This window comes from Pseudomonas sp. (genome assembly GCF_050739655.1).
GTDB lineage: Bacteria > Pseudomonadota > Gammaproteobacteria > Pseudomonadales > Pseudomonadaceae > Aquipseudomonas.
The window spans coordinates 1-11899 of record NZ_JBOIBY010000086.1; the positions used below are offsets into that span (position 1 = coordinate 1).

The 11899-nt window shown below is 58.3% G+C and carries 10 protein-coding genes; 8 read left to right on the top strand and 2 right to left on the bottom strand.

Features of this window, described 5'->3' with window-relative positions; genetic code table 11:
- Positions 1-662: 30S ribosomal protein S2 (gene rpsB / locus ACRESJ_RS04725; protein WP_431756863.1), on the bottom strand; the 662-nt coding region annotated here is incomplete at its 3' end.
- A gap of 372 nt (positions 663-1034) precedes the next feature.
- On the opposite strand from rpsB, the gene map reads away from it, so the two are divergent.
- The 4 genes from map to ACRESJ_RS04745 all read left to right on the top strand — a co-directional run bounded on the left by map (position 1035) and on the right by ACRESJ_RS04745 (position 6736).
- The gene (gene map, locus ACRESJ_RS04730; RefSeq protein WP_431756864.1) at positions 1035-1817 is read left to right on the top strand and encodes a type I methionyl aminopeptidase; all 783 of its coding nucleotides are present in this window, start codon (positions 1035-1037) and stop codon (positions 1815-1817) included.
- Between the two features lie 40 nt (positions 1818-1857).
- A complete protein-coding gene (locus ACRESJ_RS04735) occupies positions 1858-4560 on the top strand; it encodes a [protein-PII] uridylyltransferase (RefSeq protein WP_431756865.1) in 2703 nt (900 codons plus the stop codon).
- A 53-nt stretch (positions 4561-4613) separates the two neighbouring features.
- Entirely contained in the window at positions 4614-5819 is a 1206-nt protein-coding gene (gene dapC / locus ACRESJ_RS04740) for a succinyldiaminopimelate transaminase (RefSeq protein WP_431756866.1), read from the top strand.
- Positions 5820-5980: 161 nt separating this feature from the next.
- On the top strand, positions 5981-6736 hold the full coding sequence (locus ACRESJ_RS04745) for a M12 family metallopeptidase (protein ID WP_431756867.1): 756 nt from the start codon (positions 5981-5983) through the stop codon (positions 6734-6736).
- Positions 6737-6760: 24 nt separating this feature from the next.
- Here the strand turns inward: ACRESJ_RS04745 and ACRESJ_RS04750 are convergent, their stop codons facing one another.
- Positions 6761-8392, bottom strand: coding sequence for a Na+/H+ antiporter (locus ACRESJ_RS04750; RefSeq protein ID WP_431756868.1), 1632 nt, complete (start codon positions 8390-8392; stop codon positions 6761-6763).
- Positions 8393-8678: 286 nt separating this feature from the next.
- Here ACRESJ_RS04750 and ACRESJ_RS04755 point away from each other — a divergent pair, with 286 nt between their 5' ends.
- The 4 genes from ACRESJ_RS04755 to ACRESJ_RS04770 all read left to right on the top strand — a co-directional run bounded on the left by ACRESJ_RS04755 (position 8679) and on the right by ACRESJ_RS04770 (position 11877).
- Positions 8679-9041, top strand: coding sequence for an ArsC family reductase (locus tag ACRESJ_RS04755; RefSeq protein WP_431756869.1), 363 nt, complete (start codon positions 8679-8681; stop codon positions 9039-9041).
- A gap of 32 nt (positions 9042-9073) precedes the next feature.
- On the top strand, positions 9074-10108 hold the full coding sequence (gene dapD, locus ACRESJ_RS04760) for a 2,3,4,5-tetrahydropyridine-2,6-dicarboxylate N-succinyltransferase (RefSeq protein WP_431756870.1): 1035 nt from the start codon (positions 9074-9076) through the stop codon (positions 10106-10108).
- A 162-nt stretch (positions 10109-10270) separates the two neighbouring features.
- Positions 10271-11476: an aminotransferase class V-fold PLP-dependent enzyme gene (locus ACRESJ_RS04765; protein ID WP_431756871.1), complete on the top strand. Its 1206-nt coding sequence runs from the start codon at positions 10271-10273 to the stop codon at positions 11474-11476.
- The gene (locus tag ACRESJ_RS04770) at positions 11473-11877 is read left to right on the top strand and encodes a SufE family protein (RefSeq protein WP_431756872.1); all 405 of its coding nucleotides are present in this window, start codon (positions 11473-11475) and stop codon (positions 11875-11877) included. The genes ACRESJ_RS04765 and ACRESJ_RS04770 overlap by 4 nt, the downstream gene beginning before the upstream one ends.
- Positions 11878-11899: the final 22 nt, after the last annotated feature.

An 11899-nucleotide genomic window follows, 5' to 3' on the forward strand; every position in this document is an offset into this window, starting at 1 on the left:
ACAGCGTCAGCCATCGAACCCATGTACAGCTGGATAGCGCGGATTGCGTCATCGTTGCCTGGGATGATGTAGTCAACGCCTTCCGGGCTGCTGTTGGTATCGACTACGCCGATAACCGGGATGCCCAGCTTGTTGGCTTCGGTGATCGCGATGCGCTCGTGATCAACGTCGATAACGAACAGAGCGTCTGGCAGACCGCCCATGTCCTTGATACCACCCAGGGAACGATCCAGCTTTTCCAGGTCACGGGAGCGCATCAGCGCTTCTTTCTTGGTCAGCTTGGCGAAAGTACCGTCTTCGGCTTGCACTTCAAGGTCACGCAGACGCTTGATGGAAGCACGGATGGTTTTGAAGTTGGTCAGCATGCCGCCCAACCAGCGGTGATCGACGTACGGCGAACCGCAACGTGCTGCTTCTTCAGCAACGATCTTGCCAGCGGAACGCTTGGTGCCGACGAACAGAATCTTGTTTTTGCCCTGGGCCAGACGCTCTACGAAAGTCAGAGCTTCGTTGAACATTGGCAGGGTTTTTTCAAGGTTGATGATGTGGATCTTGTTACGCGCGCCGAAAATGTATTTACCCATTTTCGGGTTCCAGTAACGGGTCTGGTGACCGAAGTGCACACCGGCCTTCAGCATATCGCGCATGTTGACTTGGGACATGATAGTTCCTTAATAAGTCGGGTTTGGCCTCCACGTATCCCAATGACCAACCAGCAGCATCAGCTGAAGGCACCCAGGTCATCGTGTCGACACGTGTGTGGATTTAAGCTTCTCGGGGACATCCCCGGAAAGCGGCGCATTTTATATCACAGGGCAGGAAAAAACGGAACCCGGATTCTGAAATCCCTGTGATCAAGATGCTCTCCCCTTGGAATCCGCCCAGAATGCACCATCCTAATAGAAGGAAGCGATGCACAGAGGCGCGGATTTGCGCTGATCGTCTGTTAGAATCGCGTTTTTCAGGGCTGCGAAATTCGATCGCGCAATGCCCATTCCGTTTGAAAAGCGCCGTCGAGCGCAGAGAGAGCCTGTATGACCGTCACCCTCAAGACCCCCGAGGACATCGCAAAAATGCGCATCGCCGGCAAACTGGCCGCCGATGTGCTAGAAATGATTGCCGAACATGTCAAACCGGGCGTGACCACCGACCAACTGAACCAGATCTGCCACGACTATATCGTCAACGAGCAGAAAGCCATCCCTGCTCCCCTCAACTACAAGGGTTATCCGAAGTCGATCTGCACTTCGATCAACCACGTGGTTTGCCACGGTATTCCGAACGACAAGCCGCTCAAGGATGGTGACACGCTGAACATCGATATCACCGTCATCAAGGACGGTTATCACGGTGATACCAGCCGCATGTTCCACGTCGGCACGGTGCCGGTCTGGGCCGAGCGCCTGTCCCAGGTCACCCAGGAATGCATGTACAAAGCCATTGAAATCGTCAAGCCAGGCTGCCGTCTGGGCGATATCGGCGAAATCATCCAGAAGCATGCCGAGAAAAATGGCTTCTCGGTGGTTCGCGAGTTCTGCGGCCACGGCATCGGCAAAGTGTTCCACGAGGAGCCGCAGATCCTGCACTACGGCCGCGCTGGCACCGGCATGGAACTGAAGGCCGGCATGACCTTTACCATCGAGCCGATGATCAATCAGGGCAAGGCGGACACCAAGGTACTGGGCGACGGCTGGACCGCGATCACCAAGGACCGCAAGCTGTCGGCACAGTGGGAGCACACCCTGCTGGTGACCGAAACCGGCTACGAGATCTTCACCCTGCGCAGCGATGACACCATCCCCCGCGTTTCGGCCTGATCCAGTTACCGCATCCCGCCTATAGAAGGAAAGCCAATCGATGCCGCAGGTGGATCCCGAACTCTTCGACCGTGGCCAGTTCCAGGCTGAACTGGCCCTGAAGGCAAGCCCCATCGCTGCTTTCAAAAAGGCGATCCGCCAGGCACGCGAGGTGCTCGATACGCGCTTTCGCAATGGCCGGGAAATCCGTCGCCTGATCGAAGATCGAGCCTGGTTCGTCGATAACATCCTGCAAAAGGCCTGGGAGCAATTCAACTGGAGTGAAGACGCCGACATCGCGCTTGTCGCGGTCGGCGGCTACGGTCGCGGGGAACTGCACCCTTATTCCGACATCGATTTGCTCATCCTGCTCGACAGCGCTGACCATGAAGTTTTCCGCGATTCCATCGAGCGTTTTCTGACGCTGTTGTGGGACATTGGCCTGGAAGTAGGCCAGAGCGTTCGCTCGGTCGAGGAATGCGCCGTCGAGGCCCGCGCCGACCTGACGGTGGTGACCAACCTGATGGAAAGCCGGACCATTACCGGCCCCGAGCATCTGCGTCAGCGTATGCTGGATGTCACCAGCACCGCGCACATGTGGCCAAGCAAGGACTTCTTCCTGGCCAAGCGTGCCGAGCAGAAGGCCCGCCACCACAAATACTTCGACACCGAATACAACCTGGAACCCAACGTCAAAGGCTCGCCGGGCGGACTTCGGGACATCCAGACAATTCTGTGGGTAGCCCGTCGCGAGTACGGCACCCTGAACCTGCGGGCACTGGCCGGTGAAGGCTTCCTGGTCGAAAGCGAAAACGCCCTGCTGGCGTCGTCACAGGAATTCCTTTGGAAAGTACGTTACGCCCTGCACATGCTCGCCGGACGCGCCGAAGACCGATTGTTGTTCGACCATCAGCGCACCATTGCCGGAATATTGGGGTTTGAAGGTGACGACGCCAAGCAAGCCGTCGAAAACTTCATGCAACAGTATTTCCGCGTGGTGATGAGCATTGCCCAGCTCAGCGACCTGATCATCCAGCACTTCGAAGAAGTCATCCTCGCGCCGGAGGACGAAGCGCCACCACAACCCATCAACTCGCGATTTCAGCTGCACGATGGTTACATCGAGGCGCGCAGCGACAACGTCTTCCGCCGCACGCCGTTCGCGATGCTCGAAATATTCGTGCTAATGGCTCAGCAGCCGGAAATCAAAGGTGTGCGCGCCGACACCATTCGCCTGCTGCGCGAGAATCGCCATCTGATCGACGACGATTTTCGCAATGACATTCGTAATACCAGCCTGTTTATCGAACTGTTCAAATGCAAGTTCGGCATTCATCGCAACCTGCGACGGATGAACCGATACGGCATCCTCGGGCGTTATTTGCCGGAGTTCGGCTTCATTGTCGGCCAGATGCAGCACGACCTTTTTCACATCTATACGGTCGACGCCCACACCCTGAACCTGATCAAACATCTGCGTAAGTTGCAGTACACCCAGGTGTCGGAAAAATTCCCGCTGGCCAGCAAACTCATGGGCAAACTGCCCAAGCCCGAGCTGATCTATCTGGCCGGCCTGTACCACGATATCGGCAAGGGACGGCATGGCGACCACTCGGAGGTCGGTGCAGTAGACGCGCAGGCCTTCTGCCAGCGTCATCAGCTGCCGGTGTGGGACAGTCGCCTGATCGTCTGGCTGGTACAAAACCATCTAGTGATGTCGACCACTGCCCAGCGCAAGGACCTGTCCGACCCGCAGGTGATCCACGACTTCGCCCAGGCGGTGGGCGACGAAACCCGCCTCAACTACCTGTACGTGCTGACCGTCTCCGACATCAACGCAACCAACCCGACGCTATGGAATTCCTGGCGTGCCAGCCTGCTGCGCCAGCTCTACACCGAGACCAAGCGTGCCTTGCGCCGCGGTCTGGAAAACCCGGTGGACCGCGAAGAACAGATCCGCCAGACCCAGAGTGCAGCCCTGGACATTCTGGTACGCGGCGGCACCGACCCGGACGATGTCGAGCAGCTGTGGGCACAATTGGGCGACGACTACTTCCTGCGTCACACTGCCGGCGATGTCGCCTGGCACAGTGATGCGATCCTCCAGCAACCGGTCGACGGCGGACCACTGGTGCTGATCAAGGAAACCACACAGCGCGAATTCGAAGGTGGCACGCAGATCTTCATCTACGCACCGGACCAGCACGACTTCTTTGCGGTGACCGTGGCCGCGATGGACCAGCTCAACCTGAACATCCACGACGCCCGGGTCATCACCTCCAGCAGCCAATTCACCCTCGACACCTACATCGTGCTCGACACCGACGGCGACTCGATCGGTGATAACCCGGTGCGGGTCAAACAGATCCGCGACGGCCTGACCGAAGCCCTGCGCAACCCGGACGATTACCCGACCATCATCCAGCGTCGTGTGCCGCGCCAGCTCAAGCATTTCGCCTTTGCACCGCAGGTGACGATCCACAACGACGCCCAGCGTCCGGTGACCGTGCTGGAACTGACCGCTCCCGACCGCCCGGGACTGCTGGCGCGTATCGGCACGATTTTCCTGGAGTTCGACCTGTCGCTGCAGAACGCCAAGATCGCCACCCTCGGCGAGCGCGTGGAAGACGTATTCTTCATCACCGACGCCAATAATCACCCCCTGTCCGACCCATTGCTGTGCAGCCGGTTACAAGATGCAATCGTCGAGCAGTTGAGCGTCAATCAGGAACCCGATATCAAACTGTCGCGCATCAGCATCTGACTTAACAACGGCCTACAGAGGGCGCGCCGCCCCACACCGAACGAGATTTATCGATGAACAACGCTTTGTCCCAATTGCAGCCCTACCCGTTCGAGAAACTCCGCGTCCTGCTTGGCAGCGTCACCCCCAACCCGGACAAGCGTCCAATCGCGCTGTCCATCGGCGAGCCGAAACACCGCTCGCCCACCTTCGTTGCCGAAGCCCTGGCCAGCAATCTGGAAAAGATGGCGGTGTATCCGACCACCCTCGGTATCGCGGAGCTGCGTGAGTCGATCGCCGCCTGGTGCGAGCGCCGCTTCAACGTGCCCACTGGCTGGATCGACCCGGCGCGCAACGTGCTACCGGTCAACGGTACCCGTGAAGCGCTGTTCGCCTTTACCCAGACAGTGGTCAACCGTAGCGACGAGGCCTTGGTCGTCAGCCCGAACCCGTTCTACCAGATCTACGAAGGCGCGGCCTTTCTCGCCGGGGCCAAGCCGCACTACCTGCCCTGCCTGGACGAAAACGGCTTCAACCCGGATTTCGACGCTGTTTCGCCGGACATCTGGAAACGTTGCCAGATCCTGTTCCTGTGCTCGCCAGGCAACCCGACCGGCGCCCTGATTCCGCTCGACACCCTGAAAAAACTGATTGCACTGGCAGACGAGTACGACTTCGTGATTGCCGCAGACGAGTGCTACAGCGAGCTGTACTTCGACGAACAAACCCCTCCACCAGGCCTGCTCAGCGCCTGTGCGGAACTGGGCCGCAAGGATTTCAAGCGTTGCGTGGTGTTCCACAGCCTGTCCAAGCGTTCGAATCTGCCAGGCTTGCGTTCGGGCTTTGTGGCCGGTGATGCGGATGTCCTCAAAGGTTTCCTGCTCTATCGCACCTACCACGGCTGCGCGATGCCGGTTCAGACGCAACTGGCCAGCGTTGCTGCCTGGAACGACGAAGTGCACGTGCGGGCCAACCGTGCGCTGTATCGCGAAAAGTTCGACGCCGTACTGGAAATCCTCAGCCCGGTACTGGACGTACAGCGCCCGGATGGCAGTTTCTACCTGTGGCCGAATGTGGCCGGTGACGACGCAGCCTTCTGCCGGGACCTGTTCGAACAGGAGCATGTGACCGTGGTGCCGGGCTCCTACCTTTCGCGCGATGTCGAGGGCGTAAATCCGGGTGCCGGGCGGATACGCATGGCGTTGGTTGCGCCGTTGGCTGAGTGTGTTGAAGCTGCCGAGCGGATTCGCGACTTTATAAAATCTCGCAATAACCAATAATCCACAGCCTGCACCGCGCAATGCGGTGCAGGCTTTTCAAGTTTCGTAACTTAGCAAGTTTCAATCAATGATTCGAAACACAGCGCACAACTTATAAGCTATACAACCACACTGTCCGTAAATACCTTGAGGGCTCACCCACAATCAAACGGCATAAAAACATGCATCAACTTAATTACTGCAAACTCCTAACGCCATCCGACCCTGTGACTTCTTACAATACCGCAATCTCTGAGCGACCCAGTAATTACACCAGCAATAGCGGCGGGCGAAAAAAACGCGGCATAGGGGAGCACACCAAGTACTGGCAGCCAGGAAAAACCTTAAAAATCCTTGTTTTCAAATTTGACGAACAATCTTTTGACGTCGTACAAAACGCCGCGAGCAAATGGCTTCCCTACGTTAATCTGAAATTCGAATTCATCGAGATGGATGAACAGGACATTTTCGCAAGCGAAGAACGTCTGGGCGACATTCGAGTTGACTTCCACCCTAAATACGCTGCTGGAGGGATCTCATATTTAGGTACCGACTCTCTCATCGGCAATCCTCATGCGCCATCGATGATGCTGGGGACTAAATTTGACTCCCCCCATTACGAAAGTATGGTGATACATGAATTTGGTCATGCACTTGGTTTAAATCATGAACATCAACATCCGGACGCAGGAATACCGTGGGACAGGGAAAAAGCATATTTTCATTTTGCTGCATCCGCCAACCTCTCAAAAGCTGAAGTCGACGCCAATGTATTCCCTCGCGAGCGTAACCCCGATCAAATTTATACCCCCTACGATCGACTTTCCATAATGCATTACGAAGTTAACAACGAACTTACCGTGGGTAACTGGCATCAACCCGCCAACATGCAGATCAGTGATGGCGACATCGCGATGATGCGCAGGATCTATCCGTAACGCCAGCTCACCGGATATACAAAGTTATTTCACTTGCCCCAACTTCGCTTCACTCAAATCTAATTCCCCCAACACTTCACGCAACACGTCATCACCAATCTGGTGATGACGACTCAGGCTATACAGTTCCAGGCGCTGCGCCCGTAGTGCCTTCAAACGTAACCGTCGCTCCAGCAAATCCATCTGAAATGCCAATGCCTGAGCTTCGGCGGAGTCGTTGAACACCTCCAGTTGATACCGGTACTCGGACATGATCCGCGCCTTGAGCTCAACCGCAAGCGCCGCCTGAGTGGCATCCTGCGGATTGAGCTCTTCTGTTTCCAGCGCATGTATCGCCGCCTCAGCCGTCTTGCGCCAGGCGTCTCGCACTTCATTGCGGCGCTTGTCGTCCGGACTTTTCTCGATGCCGCGCAGCAGCAACGGCAAAACGATACATGCAGCAATCAACGACAGCAGAATCACCCCGGCAGCAATGAAGATAAGCAAGTCGCGCTCGGGAAATGCACTGGCACCCATCAGTATCGGCACTGACATCACACCCGCCAGAGTCACTGCACCGCGCACACCGCCCACCGTCAGCAACCAACAGGAACGCGCGCTCGGCACTCGGGTAATCGCTTCCTTGCCACGCCAGCGCCGCACAAAAATCGACAGACGCCAGATGCTTTGCACCCAGACAAACCGCAACACCAGCAACACCAGGAAAATCGCCACCACGTCGAAGCCGCGATAAAGCAATGTCGGCCACAGCGAATCTTCATGGCTGGCCACCGCTTTGATGATGTCGGGAAGCTGCAACCCCAGCAGCAGGAAGATCAGCCCATTGAAGGCGAACTCCAACAGCGACCAGACGCTGCGGTTGAGCAGTCGGGTATTGGTCTGGCGCGGCAGCAGGTCAAGCCAGCTCTGCATCATCCCCGCCGCCACCGCCGACAGAATGCCCGATGCGCCCACGCGCTCGGCCAGCACGTATGCGGCAAACGGCAGCAGCAACATAAAGACGACGTGGGTGGCCGGGTCATCCCAGCCACGGGCAATCATCCACGAGCGCAAACGCCCGACCAGCCAGCTCAACGCAACACCGAGAGCCAGGCCACCCACCGCCACCAGAACAAAGGTCACACTGGCGTTGGCCAGTGAAAATACGCCGGTCACCGCCGCTGCCAGGGCGAACTTGAACGTTACAAGGCCCGAGGCATCGTTCATCAACGCCTCCCCCTGCAGCATGTGCATCAGAGGCGTGGGCAGACGATTCTGGGTGATAGCGGAAACCGCCACGGCGTCGGTCGGCGACAACACTGCAGCCAGGGCGAAGGCGACTGGCAGCGGAATACTCGGCAACAACCAGTGAATGAAATATCCGGCACCGACCACGGTGAACAGCACCAACCCTACCGCCAGCGTCAGGATCGGTCCGCGCAAGCGCCAGAATTCACGTTTTGGCATGCGCCAGCCATCGGAAAACAACAGTGGCGGCAGAAACAGAAAAAGAAACAATTCAGGGTCCAGTGCCACGTGCAGACCAAGGGTCGGCCATGCGAGCAAGGCCCCGGCGCCGATTTGAACCAACGGCAACGGCAGCGGGACTACCCGTCCGATCAGGCGTGAGACGCCGACCAGCATCAACAGGATCAGGACGGTGTAAGCGGTCTGCATAAAGCGTGGTTCCCGGACAATCGACAGCGTTGAAGTGCCATATTAGACGCTTAGACTGCGAACGACCCTTGCACCTATGTCGCACCCCGCCCCCTGTAGGAGCGAGCTTGCTCGCGATGGAGGTCAACGATAACGCTGGCAACCTGACACCCCGCGGCGTCCTGTCGTCCATCGCGAGCAAGCTCGCCCCTACAGGGTCGTTTTTGACCATAGCCGCCGCGAAACCGTCCGGTCATGGCATAATCCGTCACCTTTTTTCTTCAGCACCTGTAAAGGGGGCGATTCCTTGACCGTTTCAAGCAAAACGTTGCACCTTTTCGGCATCAAAGCCTGCGACACCATGAAAAAGGCGCGCACCTGGCTCGATGAACACGCTGTCAGCTATGACTTCCATGATTACAAAGCGGTCGGTATCGACCGTGAATACCTGACCCAATGGTGCAACGAGCACGGCTGGGAAGTGGTGTTGAACCGTGCAGGCACGACCTTTCGCAAGCTCGACGACGAACGCAAAGCCGATCTCGACCAGTCGAAAGCCATCGAACTGATGCTCGCACAACCTTCGATGATCAAGCGCCCGGTGCTCGATCTCGGTGACCGAACCCTGATTGGCTTCAAGCCAGATATCTACGCGGCCGCGCTCAAGTAAGCAGCCCGTTTCAATTTGTTAGAGGTATCAACATGTCCAATTCTCCGTTCAGCCTGGCCTTTGGTGTCGGCACTCAAAACCGTCAAGGCGCCTGGCTGGAAGTGTTCTACGCACAGCCATTGCTCAACCCGTCGGCTGATCTGGTCGCGGCCATTGCGCCGATTCTGGGTTACACCGAAGGCAATCAGGCCATCACTTTCACCAACGCTCAAGCCGCGCAACTGGCTGAAGTGGTTAAAGGTGTTGACGCTGCCCAGGCTGCCCTGCTGACCCGCCTGGCCGAGAGCCACAAGCCGCTGGTCGCAACCATTCTGGCCGAAGACGCGCAACTGTCCTCCACGCCTGAGGCTTACCTCAAGCTGCATCTGCTGTCCCACCGCCTGGTCAAGCCGCATGGCCTGAACCTGGCCGGCATCTTCCCGTTGCTGCCGAACGTGGCCTGGACCAGCCAGGGCGCGATCGACCTGTCTGAACTGGCTGAACACCAACTGGAAGCGCGCCTGCGTGGCGAGTTGCTGGAAGTGTTCTCGGTGGACAAGTTCCCGAAAATGACCGACTACGTGGTTCCGGCCGGTGTGCGTATCGCTGACGCGGCGCGTCTGCGTCTGGGCGCCTACGTGGGCGAAGGCACCACCGTGATGCACGAAGGTTTCATCAACTTCAACGCTGGCACCGAAGGCCCGGGCATGATTGAAGGCCGCGTATCTGCTGGCGTATTCGTCGGCAAGGGTTCGGACCTGGGCGGCGGTTGCTCGACCATGGGTACCCTGTCGGGTGGCGGCAACATCGTGATCAAGGTTGGCGAAGGCTGCCTGATTGGCGCCAACGCCGGTATCGGCATCCCGTTGGGCGACCGCAACACCGTTGAATCGGGCCTGTACGTGACCGCTGGCACCAAAGTGGCGCTGCTGGACGAGAAGAACCAACTGGTCAAAGTGGTCAAGGCCCGTGAACTGGCCGGCCAGACTGACCTGTTGTTCCGTCGCAATTCGGAAACCGGTGCCGTGGAATGCAAAACCCACAAATCGGCCATCGAACTGAACGAAGCGCTGCACGCTCATAACTAAGGCGTTGCACGATCATCTTGTAGGAGCGAGCTTGCTCGCGAAAAGCGTATGGGCACCGCGGTTAATCAGATAGCGCGGGTTATCGTTCAAGTTCTTCGCGAGCAAGCTCGCTCCTACATGGGTCAAGCGCCCCCCCGCCCATGTTCGATAGGGCTCGAAAGCATGATGATTCTCTCTCCCTGGCGCGCCGATTTTCCGGCCATCGCCGCCCTGCAACGGCAAGACCAGACCTATCTGGACAACGCCGCCACCACGCAAAAACCCCAAGCCCTGCTCGATGCCCTGGCGTATTACTACGCCAACGGTGCGGCCAACGTGCATCGCGCGCAACACTTGCCCGGCGCCCATGCCACCCAGGCGTTCGAGGACAGCCGTCGCAAAGTCGCGCAATGGCTCAACGCCGGCGACAGCGGGCAAATCATTTTTACCCACGGCGCAACCTCTGCGCTGAACCTCCTGGCCTATGGCCTGGAACCACTTTTCAATCCAGGCGATGAGATTGTCATCAGCGCCCTGGAACATCACGCCAACCTGCTGCCCTGGCAGCAACTGGCGAAGCGTCGCGACCTGAAACTGGTGATCCTGCCGCTGGATGCCGACGGCGTGATCGACCTTGAGGCCGCCACCGCCCTGATCGGCCCCCGCACACGCCTGTTGGCCGTCAGTCAGTTGTCCAACGTGATCGGCGCCTGGCAGCCGCTGCCCGAACTGTTGCGGCTGGCCAAGGCGCGCAATGCCCTGACGGTGATCGATGGCGCTCAAGGTGTGGTTCATGGACGCCACGACGTGCAGGCGCTGGGTTGCGACTTCTACGTGTTTTCCAGCCACAAACTCTACGGCCCGGATGGTTTGGGTGTGCTGTTCGCACGTAATGAAGCGCTTGAACACTTACGCCCTTGGCAGTTCGGTGGCGAAATGGTGCTGGACGCCAATTACCACGACGCGCGCTTTCGCCCGGCGCCATTGGGCTTCGAAGCCGGCACGCCCCCCATTGCCAGTGTCATCGGACTTGGGGCGACGCTGGATTACCTTGCCGGTCTGGATCAGGACGTCGTGTCCGCCCACGAAGCGGCACTGCATGACTATTTGCTCAAGGGCCTGATGTCACGCACCGGCATTCGCTTGTTGGGCAAACCGCAACTGGCCTTGGCCAGCTTTACCGTCGAGGGTGTGCATAACTCGGATGTGGCTCACCTGCTAACCGAACAAGGCATCGCCGTGCGCGCCGGTCATCACTGCGCCATGCCGTTGCTCAAGAGCCTTGAACTGGCCGGGGCGATTCGGGTGTCGTTGGCGCTGTATAACGATTCCGAAGACCTGGATCGATTCTTTGCGGCGCTGGATCAGGCGCTGGAGTTGCTGCGATGAACCTGCCTGCTGAAGCCGTGACCGCGTTGCAAGCCTTTCAGAATTTACCGGGCTGGGAACAACGGGCACGTCTGTTGATGCAATGGGGCGAGCGCCTGCCGGCGTTGAGCGATGAGGATATGATCGAGGCCAACCGCGTGCATGGCTGCGAAAGCCAGGTGTGGTTGGTCGGCGAATTACGGGACGGGCATTGGCAGTTCCGCGCCAACAGTGATGCACGGCTGATTCGGGGGTTGGTGGCGTTGCTGCTGGCGCGGGTCAATGGACTGTCCGCGGCAGAGTTGCAGCAGGTGGATCTGGCGGACTGGTTCAATCAGCTTGGGCTGGGGCGACAGTTGTCCCAGTCGCGCAGTAATGGCTTGAATGCGGTGCTTCAGCGGATGCGTGAACTGGCCGCTTGACCCTGCAAGATCCCTCTGTAGG

What these genes read in the sequence shown, in the direction of transcription:
- map (WP_431756864.1), top strand. Translation starts at nt 1,035, where the DNA reads ATGACCGTCACCCTCAAGACCCCCGAGGACATCGCAAAAATGCGCATC.
- dapC (WP_431756866.1), top strand. Translation starts at nt 4,614, where the DNA reads ATGAACAACGCTTTGTCCCAATTGCAGCCCTACCCGTTCGAGAAACTC.
- ACRESJ_RS04735 (WP_431756865.1), top strand. Translation starts at nt 1,858, where the DNA reads ATGCCGCAGGTGGATCCCGAACTCTTCGACCGTGGCCAGTTCCAGGCT.
- ACRESJ_RS04765 (WP_431756871.1), top strand. Translation starts at nt 10,271, where the DNA reads ATGATGATTCTCTCTCCCTGGCGCGCCGATTTTCCGGCCATCGCCGCC.
- dapD (WP_431756870.1), top strand. Translation starts at nt 9,074, where the DNA reads ATGTCCAATTCTCCGTTCAGCCTGGCCTTTGGTGTCGGCACTCAAAAC.
- ACRESJ_RS04750 (WP_431756868.1), bottom strand. Translation starts at nt 8,392, where the DNA reads ATGCAGACCGCTTACACCGTCCTGATCCTGTTGATGCTGGTCGGCGTC.
- ACRESJ_RS04745 (WP_431756867.1), top strand. Translation starts at nt 5,981, where the DNA reads ATGCATCAACTTAATTACTGCAAACTCCTAACGCCATCCGACCCTGTG.
- ACRESJ_RS04770 (WP_431756872.1), top strand. Translation starts at nt 11,473, where the DNA reads ATGAACCTGCCTGCTGAAGCCGTGACCGCGTTGCAAGCCTTTCAGAAT.